General features: G+C 52.0%; 14 protein-coding genes and 1 tRNA gene. 5 read left to right on the top strand and 10 right to left on the bottom strand.

Translation table 11 applies throughout. The annotated features are described in order from the left end of the window. Positions 1 to 162 precede the first annotated feature (162 nt). The 3 genes from ACXAGQ_RS08690 (at position 163) to ACXAGQ_RS08680 (ending at position 3,214) form a co-directional block, all read left to right on the top strand. Positions 163 to 238, top strand: a tRNA-Ile gene (locus ACXAGQ_RS08690). A gap of 645 nt (positions 239 to 883) precedes the next feature. Continuing rightward, the gene (gene pykF / locus ACXAGQ_RS08685; protein WP_475253275.1) at positions 884 to 2,296 is read left to right on the top strand and encodes a pyruvate kinase PykF; all 1,413 of its coding nucleotides are present in this window, start codon (positions 884 to 886) and stop codon (positions 2,294 to 2,296) included. 249 nt (positions 2,297 to 2,545) lie between these two features. After that, positions 2,546 to 3,214 carry a GntR family transcriptional regulator gene (locus ACXAGQ_RS08680; RefSeq protein WP_475253273.1) on the top strand — a complete coding sequence of 223 codons (669 nt, stop codon included), beginning with the start codon at positions 2,546 to 2,548 and terminating at the stop codon, positions 3,212 to 3,214. Positions 3,215 to 3,221: 7 nt separating this feature from the next. On the opposite strand, the gene ACXAGQ_RS08675 is transcribed toward ACXAGQ_RS08680, so the two are convergent. From ACXAGQ_RS08675 to ACXAGQ_RS08630, 10 genes are all read right to left on the bottom strand, one after another. Next, positions 3,222 to 3,350 (bottom strand): hypothetical protein, encoded by a 129-nt coding sequence (locus ACXAGQ_RS08675; protein ID WP_475253271.1) that lies wholly within the window; start codon positions 3,348 to 3,350, stop codon positions 3,222 to 3,224. 148 nt (positions 3,351 to 3,498) lie between these two features. Next, entirely contained in the window at positions 3,499 to 3,996 is a 498-nt protein-coding gene (gene ilvN, locus ACXAGQ_RS08670; RefSeq protein WP_317523877.1) for an acetolactate synthase small subunit, read from the bottom strand. 1 nt (position 3,997) lies between these two features. Then, positions 3,998 to 5,716, bottom strand: coding sequence for an acetolactate synthase 3 large subunit (locus tag ACXAGQ_RS08665; RefSeq protein ID WP_475253269.1), 1,719 nt, complete (start codon positions 5,714 to 5,716; stop codon positions 3,998 to 4,000). Positions 5,717 to 6,301: 585 nt separating this feature from the next. Beyond that, on the bottom strand, positions 6,302 to 8,116 hold the full coding sequence (locus tag ACXAGQ_RS08660; RefSeq protein WP_475253267.1) for an AMP-dependent synthetase/ligase: 1,815 nt from the start codon (positions 8,114 to 8,116) through the stop codon (positions 6,302 to 6,304). Between the two features lie 307 nt (positions 8,117 to 8,423). Further along, the gene (gene leuO / locus ACXAGQ_RS08655; protein ID WP_475253265.1) at positions 8,424 to 9,380 is read right to left on the bottom strand and encodes a transcriptional regulator LeuO; all 957 of its coding nucleotides are present in this window, start codon (positions 9,378 to 9,380) and stop codon (positions 8,424 to 8,426) included. Between the two features lie 349 nt (positions 9,381 to 9,729). Beyond that, positions 9,730 to 10,836, bottom strand: a complete 1,107-nt coding sequence (locus ACXAGQ_RS08650; protein WP_475253263.1) for an MJ1255/VC2487 family glycosyltransferase — start codon at positions 10,834 to 10,836, stop codon at positions 9,730 to 9,732. Positions 10,837 to 10,849: 13 nt separating this feature from the next. Beyond that, positions 10,850 to 11,353, bottom strand: a complete 504-nt coding sequence (locus ACXAGQ_RS08645) for a phosphatase PAP2 family protein (RefSeq protein ID WP_475253262.1) — start codon at positions 11,351 to 11,353, stop codon at positions 10,850 to 10,852. Between the two features lie 153 nt (positions 11,354 to 11,506). After that, positions 11,507 to 14,617, bottom strand: coding sequence for an efflux RND transporter permease subunit (locus tag ACXAGQ_RS08640; protein ID WP_475253260.1), 3,111 nt, complete (start codon positions 14,615 to 14,617; stop codon positions 11,507 to 11,509). After that, on the bottom strand, positions 14,614 to 15,978 hold the full coding sequence (locus ACXAGQ_RS08635) for an efflux RND transporter periplasmic adaptor subunit (RefSeq protein ID WP_475253258.1): 1,365 nt from the start codon (positions 15,976 to 15,978) through the stop codon (positions 14,614 to 14,616). Before ACXAGQ_RS08635 ends, ACXAGQ_RS08640 begins: the two co-directional genes overlap by 4 nt. Then, positions 15,972 to 16,619: a TetR/AcrR family transcriptional regulator gene (locus tag ACXAGQ_RS08630; protein ID WP_475253256.1), complete on the bottom strand. Its 648-nt coding sequence runs from the start codon at positions 16,617 to 16,619 to the stop codon at positions 15,972 to 15,974. Before ACXAGQ_RS08630 ends, ACXAGQ_RS08635 begins: the two co-directional genes overlap by 7 nt. A gap of 593 nt (positions 16,620 to 17,212) precedes the next feature. Here ACXAGQ_RS08630 and leuA point away from each other — a divergent pair. Then, positions 17,213 to 18,763 (top strand): 2-isopropylmalate synthase, encoded by a 1,551-nt coding sequence (leuA, locus tag ACXAGQ_RS08625; RefSeq protein ID WP_475253254.1) that lies wholly within the window; start codon positions 17,213 to 17,215, stop codon positions 18,761 to 18,763. Positions 18,764 to 18,765: 2 nt separating this feature from the next. Further along, a complete protein-coding gene (leuB, locus tag ACXAGQ_RS08620; RefSeq protein WP_475253252.1) occupies positions 18,766 to 19,854 on the top strand; it encodes a 3-isopropylmalate dehydrogenase in 1,089 nt (362 codons plus the stop codon).

Here is a 19,854-nt window from a genome sequence, read left to right as displayed (position 1 = left end):
CTGAGGCCCGTTTTTTTATATGCCTCCCTTTTCGAAATCAAGCTGTTACCCTAACCTTGGTCTATCTCGCTTTAATCTCCGTTAACTGCCTAAAAAGCAAGCAAAACAACCACTTTATTCGCTAGACAAGGCCACAGGCTTCCCATATAATTTCACCCATTCGGCCCCTTAGCTCAGTGGTTAGAGCAGGCGACTCATAATCGCTTGGTCCCCAGTTCAAGTCTGGGAGGGGCCACCACTTCTCTTGTGGTAAAGAATTCAGAAAAGCCCGATGAGGAAACTCATCGGGCTTTTTGCTTTTCTGAGCACCTTGCTTTCCAGGCATACATTTCGCCTACCGGGCCCCCCAAGGGTCAAAACAACACCTTTCTTGCTATAACCTGAACCACCCACCAATTTGTGATTTATTTTCCCCTCCTAAATAAATCATCAATTGATAAGAAACAAAAAAAATCTGTGAAATATGTAGATAATCTCACCCTCTCTTTGAGTGGGCGTTAAAAATTTGCGCGCTATCACAAGGTGATTAAACAGTTTGACTATGCTAAGATACGCGCCTTGTTTGGACGGCTGATTTATGTCAGGCAGACATACAAGCGTCATACGGCTACAGTATAGTCATGACAACTTGCCAATAACCCTTCCGGTTAACGGCAGCTTTGGCTCACAAGAGATGCCTTACAAAAGCAACACCACTGCTTTTGTAAGGCAATATTTTTGAAAAATTTGTATTTTCGCAGCCGAAACCTTGGCTGAGCTTGCATTTATTTGATGCGTGCCACACTTTGTGGGCGTATTTCAACATTAATGATGCTCAGTTTTCAGGTATAACTCTGTGGATCAAATTTCCCTTGGGTAAAAGTTCGTCCGGAGACCATTCTCAATGAAAAAGACCAAGATCGTATGTACGATTGGACCTAAAACTGAATCTGTAGAAATGCTTACTAAGCTAGTTGACGCTGGCATGAACGTAATGCGCCTAAACTTCTCTCACGGTAACTTCGAAGAGCATGCTGCACGCATCACTAACTTCCGTGAAGTAATGGCCAACAGCGGTAAGCAACTTGCGATTCTTCTAGACACTAAAGGTCCAGAAATTCGTACTATCAAGCTTGAAGGCGGTCAAGACTTTTCTCTAGTTGCTGGTCAGGAGTTCACGTTCACAACTGACACTTCTGTAATCGGTAACCAAGACCGTGTGGCGGTAACTTACCCTGGCTTCGCTAAAGACCTGGCAAAAGGCAACACTATCCTTGTTGACGACGGCCTGATCGAAATGGAAGTACTAGAAACCACAGAAACTGAAGTTAAGTGTAAAGTACTTAACAACGGTGACCTAGGTGAAAACAAAGGTGTTAACCTACCAGGCGTTTCAGTAAACCTTCCTGCACTATCTGAAAAAGATAAAGCTGACCTAGTATTCGGTTGTGAGCAAGGCGTTGACTTCGTTGCGGCTTCTTTCATCCGTAAAGCATCTGACGTTAAAGAAATCCGTGAGATCCTAACGGCAAACGGCGGCGAAAACATCCACATCATCTCTAAGATCGAAAACCAGGAAGGCGTTGACAACTTCGACGAAATTCTTGAGCTTTCTGACGGTATCATGGTTGCTCGTGGTGACCTTGGTGTTGAGATCCCAGCAGAAGAAGTTATCTTCGCTCAGAAGATGATGATCGAGAAGTGTAACCGTGCTCGTAAGATGGTTATCACTGCTACGCAGATGCTTGATTCTATGATCAACAACCCACGTCCAACTCGCGCAGAAGCGGGTGACGTAGCGAACGCCGTAATGGATGGCACAGATGCAGTAATGCTATCTGGTGAAACAGCTAAGGGTAAATACCCTGTTGAGTCTGTTTCTATCATGGCTCAAATCTGTTCTCGCACTGATAGCGCCCTTAAAGCTGAGCTAGGTTCTCGCCTAGACAGCCCACGCCTACGTATCACTGAAGCGGTATGTAAAGGTGCGGTAGACACAGCTGAGAAACTAGCGGCTCCTCTAATCGTAGTAGCCACTGAAGCGGGTAAGTCTGCACGTTCAGTACGTAAGTACTTCCCAACGGCAAACATCATCGCTGTAACGACTAACACTAAGACTGCTGCACAGCTAGTTCTTACTAAAGGTGTTACTCCAGTTGTTGTTGAGTCTATCGACAACACTGACGCATTCTACGCTTGCGGTAAAGAAATTGCCCTGAAAACAGGCCTAGGCGTGAAAGGCGATATCGTTGTTATGGTATCTGGCGCGCTAGTTGCTTCAGGTACAACTAACACAGCTTCTGTACACGTACTATAAGTGTCCTTGCGCTGATTGCTGAAACGGGAGCCTCTGGCTCCCGTTTTTTTATTCCGTTTAGTACTTACAATGCTGATTTCATAACCAATCGTCACTCTAATATGTGATGACCTCTCACAATTATGAAACTTAGCAATCGCACTCCCATTTTTTCCTCGATATACTTCACCATGCAGTATTCCCTCCAAGCATACAGCTATTGGGCTAACTTGGCGGATATCACTGCTTGATTTGAGCTGAAACCACACAATGAGGAAGAACGTGTCCAGCCCTACCCTTGCCGACAAAGTCATGGAAATGATCCGCCAGGATATCTTGGCAGGCGAACTGTCCCCAGGCCAGAAACTCGTTGTGGCCGACCTGAAGCAACAATACAACGTCGGTGCATCCCCTATCCGCGAGGCCCTCGTCCAGTTAGCCTGGCGCAAGTATGTCCACTTTGCCCCGCAAAAAGGCTGTTGGGTCGCCAATGTTTCAGCCTCTGAACTAGAAGATCTGTTCGATACCAACCTGGAGCTGTCAAAAATCCTGCTGCAGCGTGCCATCAAGCACGGCGATGAAGCTTGGGAGATCAATATCCTCACCAGCTTCCACAAGCTCAGCCGGCTCAACCCCGCTGAGGCATCAACAGATTTTGCCGAGTGGGAGCAAAAGCACAGCGACTTCCACCATGCCCTGCTGGCTGGCAGCCAGTCACCCACCATGCTGGCGCTATACCGCCAGGTGTATGAGCAAATCGAACGCTACCGCCATATCTGGGTAAGCCGCCACCGCCAATATGAAAAGCGCTACCACGACAATGGTGAGCACGAGGCGATGATGAAAGCAGTGTTGGATCGTAATACCGAGCAGGCGCTCGCAATCATGACGACCCATTCCGAGCGGGCCTTGGAGATGATCAAGGGTGATCTGGCCTAAAGCGCAGTTACCAGAATATCTCCTTGTGGTGCGTATTTAACAGCAATACCGCCAGTAAGAAATACAAAGCGCTGACATTAAAGCCAAGCAAGAAGAGGCTGAGAACTGTCAGCCTTGCCAAGAATTTACCGTTCATCGATTCCCCCTAGTGCCATACTACCCGGTTGGCACCTAGCCTTATTAGACTTTAGTCTAATAAGGCTAGACTTTCAGGGTGCCCAAAACACAAAACCCGGTGACTAGCACCGGGTGTATTAAGGCTGAGACAGGCTCTGTGGCCGAAGCTAGGCTTTTAGCGCCCGCTCCCCCCTGGCAATACCGACCACGCCGCTGCGTGCCACCTCGATAATCTCCGTCGCTTCACCGACAGCTGCAATAAAGGCATCTAACTTCTCGCTCGCCCCTGCCAGCTGAACGGTATATATCTGGCTTGTCACATCAACAATTTGGCCTCGGAAAATATCCGCAGTACGCTTCACTTCCGCACGGGCAAAACCGCTCGCCTTCACTTTGACCAGCATCAGCTCACGCTCGATGTGCTCGCTTTCAGTGACGTTACTGACCTTGAGGATATCAATCAGCTTGTGCAGCTGTTTCTCAATCTGCTCGAGGGCAGCATCATCCTCAACATTAGTGGTAATGTTCAAACGGGACAGCGTTGAATCATCGGTAGGAGCCACAGTCAACGATTCAATGTTGTAGCCACGCTGGGAGAATAACCCGACTACCCGTGACAATGCGCCCGGTTCATTTTCAAGAAGTACTGATACAATCCTGCGCATATTAAGTTCTCTCCGTTTTACTCAGCCACATTTCGCTCATAGACCCACCGCGGATCAACATTGGGTAGACATGCTCTGTCTCGTCCACGCTGATATCGATAAATACCAGCCTGTCTTTCAATGCCAGCGCCTTCTCCAGTTCATCTTCCAGTTTGTTCGGATCGGAGATCCGCACCCCAACATGGCCGTAAGCCTCGGCAATGGCAGCAAAGTCAGGCACCGAGTCCATGTAGGAATGGGAGTGACGGCCTTGGTAAATCATATCCTGCCACTGTTTTACCATGCCCAGGAAGCGGTTGTTGAGATTGATGATTTTAACCGGGATATCGTACTGCAATGCGGTGGAAAGCTCCTGGATATTCATCTGGATACTGCCGTCACCGGTTACACAAACCACTTCGGCATCCGGCAGGGCGAACTTCACCCCCATCGCAGCAGGCAGGCCAAAGCCCATGGTGCCAAGGCCACCGGAGTTGATCCAGCGGCGAGGCTTGTCAAATGGATAGTACAGCGCGGCAAACATCTGGTGCTGGCCAACATCCGAGGCCACGTAGGCATCACCGTCAGTCAGCCTGTGAAGCACCTCAATGACTTCCTGTGGCTTGATGCGCTCGTTATCTTTTTTGTAGCTCAGGCACTGGCGCCCGCGCCATGATTCGATTTCACTCCACCAGCTATCGATCGCAGCATCATCGTTCTGGCCATTTTGCTCATCGAGCATTTTCAGCATGCAGTTAAGCACTGTGTCAGCCGAGCCAACAATCGGAATATCCACCGCAATGGTCTTGGAAATAGATGACGGGTCAACGTCAATGTGCATGATGGTCGCATTCGGACAGTATTTCTCGACATTGTTAGTGGTACGGTCATCAAAGCGTACCCCGATACCGAATATCAAATCCGAATTGTGCATGGCCATATTGGCTTCATAAGTGCCGTGCATCCCCAGCATACCCAGGTTATTCTTGTGCGAGCCCGGAAAAGCGCCAAGGCCCATCAGGGTATTGACCACCGGGATATTCAAGCTTTCGGCGAGCTTGAGCAGTTGCGGGCTACAGTCGGCCATGATCGCACCACCGCCGACGTAAAGCACCGGCTTCTTGGCCGCTAGCAAGGCTTTAAGGCCACGCTTGATCTGCCCCTTGTGCCCTTGCGTAGTCGGGTTGTACGAGCGCATCGCAATCGACTCGGGATATTTGTACGGGAAGTTCTCAGCAGGGTTGAGCATATCTTTAGGGATATCAATGACCACAGGGCCTGGACGGCCGCTCGAAGCGATATAGAAGGCTTTTTTGATAATCTCAGGGATATCTTCCGGCTTTTTCACCAAGAAGCTGTGTTTGACGACAGGACGGGAGATCCCCACCATGTCACACTCCTGGAAGGCATCGTTACCGATGAGGTTGCTCATGACCTGGCCGGAGAGTACGACCATAGGAATGGAGTCCATATAAGCGGTTGCGATACCGGTGATCGCATTGGTCGCCCCAGGGCCGGATGTCACCAGCACTACGCCAACATCACCCGTGGCACGGGCATAACCATCTGCCATGTGCACGGCCGCTTGCTCATGGCGCACCAGCACGTGTTCGATGTCGCTTTTCTCATGCAGCGCATCGTAGATATCAAGTACTGAACCGCCAGGGTATCCGAAGATATGTTTCACGCCTTGATCGATCATCGAACGAACGATCATATCGGCGCCGGACAACATTTCCATATTTCTGCCTCCAGGTCGCGTATACCACCCTGCATAGCTAATTCATTCCAATCCTCATGCTAGCGGCCTGATCCCATCTGTTTGACTGGAGGGACAAACAAACTGGGCATCAGCACGGGTTGCGCTAGCCTGACTCAGGAAATACAGCGACCAGAATACCTGGTGCCTCAATTAGCTATACAGGCTGATATAACATAGTTAGGGCTTATTTTTAGCCTAATAAAATGAAATCGTGCTTTCATGCTATGCACCTACTCGGGTCATAACCCGAGCAGTAAACCGCAACAACTGTAACGTTTTTTTAGCAACTAAGTCTATTGGTCAAAGACAGTTAACTCGTATCCTCTAAAATGAGCAAATATCCATCAAGATCATCACGGAACGTGCTACACATTGCAGAATATATTCCTCTTGATAACTGATAATTTCAGAATGTTTAACTGATCGAACCAGAGCATGTGCCCGAAAATAGATAGTCGAAAAAATGACGTCAAAGGCTTGCTAACCACCAAGGGTTGAGCATCAGGTATAAAAAAGGAGAGCCGCGGCTCTCCTCTTGCAACAAGTTCAGCTAATTCAGCAATATTACTTCGTCGCCGCTTTATGGCTCTCTTCGTACATGCGCTCAATTTGCTGATGGTAACGATCCTGGATCACTTTACGACGCAGTTTCTGGGTCGGGGTCAGCTCACCTTTATCCATCGAGAACGCGCTTGGCAGCAGGGTAAACTTCTTAACCTGCTCGAAGCGTGCCAGATCTTTCTGCAGCTCGACCACGCGCTTTTCGATCAACTCGATGATCTGGCTGTGCTTGACCAGCTCCATGCGATCCTGGTACTTGATGTTAAGCTCGCGGGCATGCTCTTCCAAGGTTTCGAAGCAAGGGACAATCAAGGCCGAGACAAACTTGCGGGTATCGGCAATCACCGCGATCTGCTCGATGAAGTGGTCTTTACCAATCGCGCCTTCGATCACCTGCGGGGCAATGTACTTACCACCCGAGGTCTTCATCAGCTCCTTGATACGGTCGGTAATAAACACATTACCTTCCTCATCAATATGGCCGGCATCACCGGTTTTCAGGAAGCCGTCTTCAGTAAAGTTCTTGGCGGTCTCTTCCGGCATGTTGTAGTAGCCACGCATAACCATCGGGCCACGAACCAAGATTTCGTTGTTGTCGCCAATCTTTACCTCGGCACCTGGCATCGGCATCCCGATAGAGTCCGGGTTAAAGCAGCTATCATCCCAGCACGATACTGTCGCCGTGGTTTCGGTCATGCCGTAACCCAGTTTGACGTTGATACCAATAGCATGGAAGAAGCGGCCGATGCTCTCGTCAAGCTTGGCGCCACCGCATGGCATGAACTTGATGTTGCCGCCCAGGATAGCGCGCAGCTTCGACAGCACGAGCTTGTCAGCCAGGGCATGGCTCTTTTTCAGCATCCACGATGGCTCACGGCACTCCTGGCGCGCCAGTGCCATGCGGGCACCCATGTTCACCGCCCAAGTAAAGATCACCTTGCGCTGGAAAGGAGCACGGGACACTTTGTCGTGGACAGTTGAGTAAATCTTTTCGTAGACCCGAGGTACCGCCGCCATCACATTCGGCTTCACTTCGGCCAGGGCTTCTTTGAGCAGGTTGGTATCAGACAGGTAGCAGTTCACGCCGCCGCGGTGTAGGACATAGAAAGTCCACGCGCGCTCAAAGACATGTGACAACGGCAAGAAGCAAAGCGATACATCGCCTTCTTCCAGAGCCAGCTTCTGATCGTGGCCTTCAATCTGCGAGGCGATATTGCTGTAATCCAGCATCACACCTTTCGGCGTACCCGTGGTGCCCGAGGTGTAGATCAGCGTCAGCAGGTCGTCCATTGCTGCATCTTCAAGGCGCTGGCTCAGAGTCTGTGCAGGCGCAGATTCGGCAGCAGCAAGGAAATCTTCAAAACGGATCACCAACGGGTGCTCGGTCAGGTTATCGACCTCGCCCATCACCACGATGTGCTCCAAATCAGGGCAATCTGCCGCGACCGACACCGCGGCGTCCAGCTGTGCCTGCTCACCAACAAACAGGATACGGATACCGGCGTCGTTAATGATATAAGCGGCTTGCTGAGGGGTGTTGGTTGGATAAATAGGGACAGTTACAGCTCGGTTGTACAAGGTTGCGAAGTCAGCCACTGTCCATCGCGGCATGTTGTTGGAGAAAATACCGACCTTGTCTTGGACATTGAGACCATGTCCAATCATTGCCAGCGCTAGCTGTTGGATCTGCTCGCCAAACTCAGTCCAACGGATATCTTGCCATTGACCTGCCACTTGGTGGCGCAATGCAACCTGGTCACCTAAACGCTCAACTTGAGAACGAATGCGGTTGACGATATGAAATTCACGTTTAGCCATAACTACTCTGCCATTCGGGCTTACACCTGTAAGCCTATTCCGCTGGGGAGTCTACCTGTGACGCAGGGAAAAAGGCAACTCCGTGACCTCACAAAATCCCTATTTCTCTGGTACGACCAGAATTGAAAAGCCAGATATTACAAAGGCTCTACGTTTCCCTAATAGCAACGCTACAAAGTGTAAGGAAATACGTCTAACTTTCCGCCTACTGCCACCTACTATCAGTATAACGGTACGCACAGACTCGCTGAGAAAAGAAAAGCCAGCTAGCGCTGGCTTGATAGCAAATGATGGTCGCCCACCTGGTTTAGATAGAGCTGTCACCGCATACGGCAAGCAGCTGATCGCGCATCCAGATATGGCCTTTGTCTTTTTGCGATGACTCATGCCAGCTCAGGTAACCCGCAATCTTAGCCGACTCTACCGGCAACGGCAGGATCTTCAGCTGCTGGCTGGCAGCGGTCACATTGGCAAGCCAGCGCGGTACCACAGCAATCAGCTCTGACTGGCTTACCACGTACATGATGTTGCTCAGGCTCGCCCCCTGGTAAGCTTCTTGGTAGCTAGCATGGGCGTTGTAGATATTGTCAGCGAACATCTTCACCCCAGGGATCGATTTCATGACGGCATGCTGCTCTTGGCTGAATTCAGTCTCTGTGATCGTCTCGCCAATGCGCGGGTGGTTACCGGCAGCCACCACAACCAATTCATCGGTAAACAGCTCAGTGCTACAGAAGCCCGGCTCATCGAAGCGCATGTAGTCGATGACAAAATCGACATCCTGGTAGCGCATTTTCTGGGTCAGCTCTGCATCGAGCTCAGCTTCGACCTGCACCCGCACATAAGGTGCTTGTTCAGCCACATTGCTCAAGATACGCGGAGCAAAGCGCATATCAGACGGGCTGCACACCGCCAGTTTGAAGGTGCGGGTTGACGTCTCTGGTGAGAAAATAGAAGACGGCAACTCATTCTTCACCAGCTGCAGTGCCTGGCGCAGAGGGCCGAACAACTGCTTGGCACGCTGGGTAGGCTGGATCCCGCGGCCGTGGCGGATAAACAATTCGTCGTTGAACATCACTTTCAGGCGAGCTACCGCATTGCTCACCGCTGGCTGGGACATGCCCAAGTTATGTGCTGCACGAGTGATATTTTGCTCCTGCATAACGGCATCAAACACCGTGAGCAGGTTCAGGTCGACGCTGCGTAAGTTTGATTCCATTTTGTACCCATCAGCAGGGTGAATAGGTGAGTTTCTGCGTGCCATTATTTGCCTCTATAGATTACCGTTATGGGGCAAAATCCATTATGCCGCCGATGAATAACTGGGCATTCCAATGCCTCTGAATACTGACTCCCTCTCTCGGGGTGCTGCCAGTATGTTTCAAATAGATTGACGAAATAAATAGGCCGGCATCAGCAAATTGATGCAGTTATATGTAAAAAACTGAATTCAGAATACAAACCACATAAAATCATAAACTTAAGCTCAATCTAAAAAGATCTAAAATATCTATAATTAAAATAAAGCTGTGATTATAAGCAAAATTAGCGGGTTAGCAGAAAGCAAAAAGGGCCTAAAGCGGCCCTTTGGAAATCAGAAATTCGGGGGAATGTTATACCGTCGTTACCGACGATTTATACCGATTGACATCATGATTGGTATACCACTCAACCATTGCCTCGTCGACTACTTCGGGGTACTCCACCCGCTCCCAAAGCTGCTGCCATAATTCATCACAGTTATGCCAGTTGCCCGATAGCACCCAGCTTGCCACCGCCATCGCCACATCCGGTATTTTCACCCGCCCGGCTGAACCACTGTCCAACCAGTTCCTGACCGCAGCGGGATCCAAATAACTCATCGTATTGGCCAGTCCCATCATCTCCAGGGTCATCACATTGCTGAGTTGCTCATACTGGCCCTGCAAAGGTTTGAGCAGTAGCTTCTTGCCAAGGCTCATTGCTTCGGAAGGCAACTCGAACCCGCCGTTGGCAATAACCCCGCAGCAGTGGTGCAAGCGGTGGTGGAAGCTTTCCCGGTTGAGCCGACGAATGCTGACATTACCATACTCACGGTCTTCACTGGCTTCGGGGTGGTAGCAGTAAAAGTGGACTTGGGTAAACCGAGTCAGCAAATCAAGGACCGCCTGCAAGTTCTCGAACGGCAGGTAAACCAGTACTGACTGATCATTTCCCACCCTCGCCTCGGTCACCGGCACTATCGGCGGCAGGATCTGCTGGTTGAAGTGAAACCAATGGACGCCCAACTGCTGTGTCGTAGGTGCAAATCCGTGTATCACCATACCATCGACCCAAGTCTGACCTTGGGTCGGTATGTCATGCAAAAAGGCATTCTGGTGGCTGATGCCAATACTGTGGACATTTTGCTGTTTCGCCGCCCAAGCCGTTACCGGTTCAAAATCGTTAAGCACCACGTCATAACCAGACAAATCGAGGCTACGGACATCACGGAGAAACGTCGCAACATGATTGGTGGTCAGGGTTTTCCAGCGGTTTACTTCACCGTTTTCGGTAACAAAAGTCAGCCCGCGCCGGATTTGGTATTCACCGAATTCGTCCATATCAAAATAGCGATTATCCGGTCGCCCTGAGAACAAGAAGTCGACATCGGCTCCTAATGCCGAAAACGCCCTTGCCATTTCACGTGATCGAGAAATATGACCGTTCCCTGTTCCCTGAACACCATAAAGGATCTTCATACCCGGCTACTCCTTAAAAGTTCACTAGCTGGAAACACAATATCCCGAGCAAAGCCCCGGCTATGACATCAGTAATGTAATGCACGCCAAGCAGTACTCGGGAAAAGCCTATTGCTACGGCCCATGGCCAGATGAACCATGAGGTATCTGGGTAAAACGCCGTGATAAGCGACGCCATCACAAATGCGGCTGCGGTATGGCCTGATGGCAGGCTGTATTTGTCTGACGGGGTGATGAAGCTCGGTAACGCTGCTGGGCGGTTGCGCTTTAAACTATTTTTTAGGGCGAGGTAAACGGGGAGCTCGAGGGCAAAGGCCAGCACCCCTGTTCCCACGACCTCTGAACCCAGAAGGGGGTCGACAATCCACACCAGTGCCGCGAAAACCACGTACAAGTGGCCATCCCCAGTGTGGGAAACCGCACGGCTTAATTGTGCAACCTGAATGTTGAAACGGTGGCAAAGGCAAAGTGCCGAAAAAGCGTAGTCCATTCGCTGTAACGGTGTCAGTAAGGTCATTGTCCAGATCCTAAGCTGATTAACTCTTGTTCAGATTAGGAAAGGGATATGACACCGCAGTGACGCTTTGGAGGAGGGATAATGACAATCCTTCCGTGCCCATAGCCAAAAAGGACAACGGAAGGATTATCTGTAGCGACGGTGAGTTAAACGCTACGCAGAGACCAATTTTTCATGGCGGTGCACCAGCTTGAAGTCAGATAAAATGACATACGCCGCCGGGATCATAAACAGCACCAGCAAGGTCGAGGTGAAAATCCCGAATACAATCGAGATCACCAGAGGCTTTATCACCTGTGCCTGCAGGCTAGTTTCCAGCATCAGTGGCAACAGGCCGGCAGCCGTCGTCAAGGAGGTGAGGAACACCGCCCGGAAACGCTCGCGACTCGCTTGTACCACAGCCCTCTCGATATCATCGCCATCATCGAGGTGGTGCCGAATGTACTGCACCAGCAAGATAGAATCATTGACCACCACCCCGGCCAGCGATACAAAGCCCATCATACTCGGCATGCTAAGCGGGTGCCCCAGCAGCAAATGCCCCCAGAATACCCCAATCAAGGCTAATGGTATCGCCAGCAGCACGACAAAAGGCTCCAGGTAACTACGGAACTGGAAGCTGAGGATCACAAACACGCCGAAGATCCCCAGCATGAAGCCGGTTGCCATCGACTGGCCAGTTTCTGCGGTATCCTTGGCCGCCCCTTCGAAATCAAACCGCAACCCCGGGTAGTCCTGCTGCAATTTCGGCATCAGCTTGGTCCGGAACTGGCCCAGGACTTCACCGGAGCTGATCACACTCTCTTGCAGGTCACCATACACACTGAGGGTACGCAGCCCATTGATCCGCTGGATACGGACATAATTGCGCTGGTGCTCGAGGATTGCGACGGTGGCCAGTGGGATCTGGCTGCCATCAGACAGAATGATCGGGAAGCTTGATAAGGTTTGCAGATCTGCCGCCCGCTCTTTATTGAACATCACTTCGATTTCAATATTCTCGGGCCCGATCTGGATTTCATCAGCCGTCTGGCCGAAATAGGCAGAGCGAAGCTGGGAAGCGATCATCTCGCCGTCAACGCCGAAGGCTTCCGCCCCCGGTCGCAGGCGGATCAGCACTTCCGGTTTGCCCATCCGCATATCATCTAGCACGCCAGAGACCCCGGCAAACTCATTGAAGAACTGCTGGGTTTCGATAGATGCAGCCTTGAGCATCGCCAAGTCATCGTGCTGCATCCGCACTTCAATGGCACGCCCACCCGGCCCCATCATTGGCTGCTTGTAAACCAAGGCCACCGGGGCGGCTAGCTCGCCGACATCTTCCCGCCAGGCATCAATAAACTCATCAATCAAACTGTTGCGGATCTCGGCACTGAGCAAATCAAGCCTAACCGTAGCGACATGCGGCCCGCTCTCGTCAGCATCGGCATTGAAGTTAAATTGCTCGGTGATATTCCTCACCAAAGGCTCACCGCCTTCGTTACGTTCGCTCCATTCTTCGTTAAGGCGCTTGGCAGAGGCAACGATTTCCTCGACCACCGCTTCAGTCTGACCCAAGGTAGAGCCCGGCGGCAGGATGACCCTCGCTTCAGCAATGTCGCCATCCAACTCCGGGAAGCCGACAAACTTGAGCCCTCCGCCGGCCAGCAAGGCAAAAGAAGCAAACAGCAAACCGATGACTCCGCCGACAAACAGGTAGCGCCACTGCACGACCACAGCGACCATTTTCACTAAGCGCTCATTGCGGAACCGTTCAAACCCGGCCAAGAAGTTCTGCTTCCAGCGGGGCGGAAGCTTCTCTTGTTTCTGGCGGTGCAAGGAGTGGCTGAGATGGCTTGGCAAGATCAAGAAGGCTTCGATCAGGCTGATCGACAGTACCAAGATCAACACCTGCGGAACGACCCGCAGCACCGCCCCCATCTCCCCTTCGAGGAAAATCAAGCTGCCGAAAATACAGATGGTGGTCAGAAATGACGACACGACCCCCGGCAACACTTTCTTCACCCCGTTGTACACCGCATCCTGGATCTTCTGCCCTCGATCAAGGTGGGAGGCTATCGATTCGGAAATCACGATCGCATCATCCATCATGATCCCGATCGCCATCAGCAAGCCAACGAGGGACATGATGTTGATAGACAGCGAGAAGGTTGCCATCAAGTACATACTGCCGAGGAAGGCGACCGGCAGCCCTGCGGCAATCCAGAACGAATAGCGGAAAGAGAAAAACAACCACATGACGGCAAAGACCAGTATCACCCCCTGCCAGCCATTTTTGACCATCATGGTCAGACGGTCCCACAGCAATGAAGAAAGGTCGTTGGTCAAGGTTAGGGTCACGCCGGTAGGCGCACGCTGGTTTTCGGCCTCGACAAAGGCTTCGACCCGCTCTTTGATCCGCAGCGCATCATCCGCCTTGTTCTTGCTGATCCGCAGCATTGCCGATGGCACACCATCAAACAGCACCTTCTGTTCATCCAGCGCAAAGCGATCGGTAATCGTCGCTACATCCCCCAAGCGCAGCACCGCGCCCTGGGCATCGGCGCCGACAACGGTGCGGGCAATCGTCTCGGGGGTAATTTTCTGCTCGTCAAAACGGATCAGCAAATTACGGTCTGCCAATTCGATATTGCCGCTTGGCAGCTTGATGTTCTGCCGGCTCAGCTTGCTGGCGATATCACTGACACTGAGGCCCAGTTGGCGAATCGCCACCTCATCGAGTTCGACCCTTAGCTGATGGTCGGAAAAACCACTGACTTCGACCAGCGAGACCCCGTAGTCGAGCTTGAGGGTTCGTTTGAGCTGCTCAGCATAGGCTTTGAGGTGCGGCAGACTGGTGTCAGCTTTAATCGCGACATCCACCACCGGCTCGTTCCAGTCGAGCTCACGGACAATCGGTGACTCGATTTCAGTCGGGAAGTCATTGATCGCGTTGATCTGGGTCTGGACATCCACCAGCATCCGCGACACTACCTCGCTGCTGGTCAGCTTGAGGATCAAAGATGCCGAGCCTTCCACCGCTTCACAGCGGGTCTCTACGATGTTGGCCAGCCCATCGACAGCATCTTCCATCCGCATACAGATGCTCTCTTCCACTTCCTGTGGCGAAGCACCCGGGTAAACCACCGAGGCAATGATGTAAGGTGGCGCAAACTCAGGGAAGGTTTCGCGTTTGATCTTCGGCAGCGACACTAGGCCCAAAATGATCAGTGCCAGCATCATCAGGTTGGCAGCGGTTGGGTGGCGGGAGAAATAACGGATCATGATGCCGGCTCCAGATCATGTTCCTGACCTTGGTCTTGGCCTTGAGCCTCTTCAACTGGCTTGCCATTCACTGTCACGACTTTCAACGCCATACCCGCTACCGCAGGCAAGAGGTCATTGACCACCAATTGGGTACCGGACGTCAGCTCACCGCTGATCGCCACCTGGCCGTCGCGGCGGAACAATACATTAACGGTTTGAATTTTTAGGTTGCTGTCGCCATTGACCAAGTAGATTTTATCGCCATGAAGGGCACGCTCGGGGATCACCCAGTGCGGGTTGGGCTGGCCCGACAGCCTGGCTTCGACAAACATACCGTTGACCAATGGCGGGGCCGTTTCTGGCGATAACTGGCTATAGTCCTGGTCTACCTCGAGGATCACCCCGACGGTTGCCTGGTTGGCACTTACCGTATCGCTGATCCGGGTCACCTGTGCCGGCCACTGCTGGATAAAGCTACCGCTCGAGAGCTGGATACTGGCACTGAGATCCAGCTGGTCAGCACGCGGCTTGCCATCGGCGTGGGCGGTGTACTGGGTCAGGCTGGCTGCCAATACCTGCATGTCATGCAGGGCGATTTGGGCATCAATTTCTACTGTGTCGATGCCGTGCGCTACCACCATTACCTGCTGGGTATTAACCACCTGATCTTGCTCGATATCGACCGTGGAGATCCGGGCATCAATCGGCAAGGTGATCACGGTTTTTTCCAGCGATCGTTTCGCCTCCCTCACTTGCGACAGGTTGACTTCCAGCTGTGCGAGCGTCACCTTGCGCTCATTGGGCAGCACGATGAGTTGGTTCTCGATCTCCTGCACCACTTTCTGGCTGGCCAATGCGTTTTGCTGCTCAAGGTCAACCGTCGATTGCGAGGTTAGTCCTTTGGTTCGTAGCTCCTGCTTTCGCGCTAACTCTTTCTTGCTGATTGCCAGGCGGTTTTTTTCTATCTTGAGGGTAGTTTTGAGGTTTTGCTCCTCCTGCCCGAGCTTGGCCAATTGGGCCTGGCTGGCACTCACATCCGCTTCGGCCTGCGCCAAACGCAGCTCGTAGTCCAGCGGGTCGATTTTCAGCAGCACCGTACCGGCGTCGAGCACCCGCCCCTTATTCAAATCAGGATGGCGGTAGACCACCTTGCCCGAGACTTCGGCGATAGCCTGCCATTCCACCTTGGGGGCAACCCGGCCAAAGCCCGCCGCCTGCGGCGCAAGCAGCTGCTGCTCGAGGTTGATCACATCCACCACCCGAGCTCGCTCGAGCGCCGGCTTCACTTCCGGTGACGGGCGTAAGTTAATGGCCAGTACCAAAATCACCACACCGGCCAATACCGCAGGGAACAGGAGTAATTTTCGATTTTTTAACATGGTTTATTCTCTTCCTTTGGCATTGTCAGGCCACGTACCAGCAAATTGACATTATGCTCGGCCAGTTCAGCCAGATAGGCTTCATCCATTTCAATATTTTGCATTGTCAGCATCGAGGGCGGTATGAGAAAAGGGAATACCATCAAACTGATAAAACTCATTCTTGCCTTGTCTGGGCATACGTCCCCCCTCAGCTCGCCTTGTTTTTGTAGCTGTTGGAACATCACATCAATCGCGGGGCGAGCCACCTCATTGAAGATCCTCTCCATGGTCTGGCGCTGCAGGTCGGCCGGCTCCATCATCATGGCCCGGGCGATCAGTTTTGGCATGTCCGGGTTCGGTGCCATGATCCGATAATAGGTACGCATCAAATCACCGATTGAGGCAAAATCCCCCTTGTCCAAGGCGACTTTCAGCTGGGCATGGATAGGTTTGACAGTCTCTCTTAGCATGGCCTCATACAAGCCCGCTTTGTTAGCAAAGTAATAGCGGATCAGTGCCACGTTCACATCAGCACGGCTGGCTATCATCCGCGTCGACACCTTGCTGTAAGGCAAACTGACAAACAGCTTCCTAGCCTCGACAATCAAACGCTCCCTGGCATCAGAGTCCCCAACAGGACGACCTGCCTTACCCACCATGACGCCTCCCAAAAACCTTTGTTATTGCGCACATTCTGCATTCACTTCGCTCAATTAATCACGTGATTAATTTTAAGCTTTGCCAGCCAGACTAACAGGGCATTAATTCCCCACAATTTAATCAATTGATTAATTTTAATATAAGGGAGATTTGCGCTCTTTGATGTGATACCAACAAAGAAATAACATTCTGCTTTGCCTTTACTGGTTATAAATTCCGCCCTCTCCATGCAGCCCCGCCATAGCCACTATGAATACAACTGGTCTGATTTGTCATCCCAGCCACGGAATATCAACTGAATAACCATAAAATTAAAATAAACATTCAATTTAGGGTTGACGGTCAGCCTGTCTATTTGGTATTCATTTGTTAACCAAGTTTGTGGATATATTTCAATTATGAAAATGCGTTTCTCATCTCTTCTCCTAAGCCTCCTCCTTATCGTGAATAAATCGCGCGGGTAGCTTATGAGTGGGAAACTCCACTAAGAATTCTAAAAACCCGCGCAGTCAGCGCGGGTTTTTTCTTATCCAGGCCAGCGCAAGCGGATGCAGACAACGCCAATAACGGCAGCCAAAGAAAGGAAGTAGCAATGAAAGATCAGGTCATCATTTTCGATACTACGTTACGGGACGGTGAGCAGGCGCTATCCGCCAGCCTGACGGTAAAAGAAAAGCTGCAGATCGCATATGCCCTTGAGCGCCTTGGGGTGGACGTTATCGAGGCGGGCTTCCCAGTATCGTCACCAGGCGATTTCGAGTCGGTGCAAACCATTGCCAAGCACATCAAGAACAGCCGTGTTTGTGCCCTGTCCCGCGCCGTTGCCAAAGACATTGATGTGGCTGCCGAATCCTTGAAAGTGGCCGAGGCATTCCGTATCCATACCTTCATCTCAACCTCAACAGTCCACGTGCAGGACAAACTGCGCCGCAGCTATGATGACGTGATTGAGATGGGTGTTGCCGCCGTCAAGCGTGCCCGCAACTACACCGACGATGTCGAATTCTCATGTGAAGATGCCGGCCGCACCCCGATCGACAATCTGTGCCGCATGGTAGAAGCAGCGATCAATGCCGGGGCCAGCACCATCAATATCCCAGACACCGTGGGCTATACCTTGCCAAGCGAGTTTGGCGGTATCGTCGGCCAGTTGTTCGAGCGCGTACCTAATATCGACAAGGCGATTATCTCGGTGCACTGCCACGACGACCTAGGCATGTCCGTGGCCAACTCGATGGCTGCGGTACAGGCCGGTGCCCGCCAGATTGAAGGAACGATCAACGGTATCGGCGAGCGTGCCGGTAACTGCTCGCTGGAAGAGATCGCCATGATCATCAAGACCCGCGCCGAGTTACTGGATGTCCACACCAATATCAAGCACGACGAAATCCACCGTACCAGCAAGATGGTCAGCCAGCTATGTAACATGCCGGTACAGGCCAACAAGGCTATCGTTGGTGCCAACGCCTTCAGCCACTCTTCTGGCATCCACCAGGATGGCATGCTGAAGAACAAGAACACTTACGAGATCATGACCCCTGAGTCGATTGGCCTCAAGAACCAAGCCCTTAACCTAACCTCGCGCTCGGGCCGTGCGGCCGTGAAGAGCCACATGGATACGCTGGGCTACACCGAAAACGAGTACAACCTAGACGAGCTTTACGCCGACTTCCTGAAGCTGGCCGACCGCAAGGGCCAGGTCTTCGACTACGATTTGGAAGCCTTGATGCACTTTGCCAACCTGCGCGAGGAAGATGACTTCTTCAAGCTGAACTACCTAAGCGTGCAGTCGGGCAGCGTGATGGCGACCACCAGCATCAAGCTACAGTGTGGTGACGAAGAGAAATGCGAAGCCGCAGTCGGCAACGGCCCGGTTGATGCGCTATACCAGTGTATCTACCGCCTGACCGGTTACGACATCGTATTGGACAAATTCGACCTGACCGCCAAAGGCGAAGGGGAAGATGGCCTAGGCCAAGCTGACATCATCGCCAACTACAAAGGCCGCAAGTACCACGGTACCGGCTTGGCGACCGATATTGTCGAGGCATCAGGACAAGCACTACTTCACGTGATCAACAGCATTCATCGCGCCGATCAGATTGCAGAAATTAAACAGAAATCCCAAATGGAGACAGTATAACCATGGCAGGTACATATAAGATTGCCGTTCTACCGGGTGACGGTATTGGCCCAGAAGTAATGCAGCAGGCCCACAAAGTGTTGGATGCTGTACAAGAGAAATTCGGCTTCACCCTAACGTGCAACGAATACGATGTTGGTGGTATTGCCATCGACAACCATGGTTGTCCACTGCCGGAAGCAACACTAAAAGGCTGTGAAGACTCCGATGCGATCCTGTTTGGCTCAGTCGGCGGCCCGAAGTGGGAGCACCTTGCGCCAAACGACCAGCCTGAGCGTGGTGCACTGCTGCCATTGCGCAAGCACTTCCAGCTGTTCTGCAACCTGCGCCCGGCACAGATCCACAGCGGCCTGGAAGCTTTCTCGCCACTGCGTGCCGATATCTCCGAGCGCGGCTTCGACATAGTGGTAGTCCGGGAGCTAACCGGTGGTATCTACTTCGGCCAGCCGAAAGGCCGCGAAGGTGAAGGCCCAGAAGAGAAAGCGTACGACACCGAAATTTACCACCGCTACGAGATCGAGCGTATTGCCCGTATCGCTTTCGAGTCGGCGATGCTGCGTAACAAGAACGTCTACTCCATTGATAAAGCCAACGTACTTCAGAGCTCTATCCTGTGGCGTGAAGTGGTTGAGGAAGTGGCAAAGGACTACCCGGAAGTCACCCTGAACCATATGTACATCGACAACGCGACCATGCAGTTGATCAAAGACCCATCGCAGTTCGACGTAATGCTGTGCTCGAACATCTTCGGCGACATCATCTCGGACGAGTGCGCGATGATCACAGGTTCTATGGGTATGCTGCCTTCAGCCAGCTTGAACCAAGACAAATTCGGCATGTACGAGCCAGCAGGCGGCTCGGCACCGGATATCGCTGGCAAGAACATTGCCAACCCAGTGGCACAAATCCTCTCTGCCGCCCTGATGCTACGTTATAGCCTGGGTGAAGAGCAGGCGGCACGCGCTATCGAGCAAGCGGTATCGCAAGCACTGGAAGCCGGTGAACTTACCGCAGACCTAGCGGGCAACTGCCCGGCACTAAGCACCAGCGAAATGGGCGACAAGATTGCCCAGTACGTTCGCCAAGCCTAA

Source organism: Photobacterium sp. ABD4_091, assembly GCF_056160145.1.
This window is presented reverse-complemented; position numbering and strand designations above follow the sequence as displayed.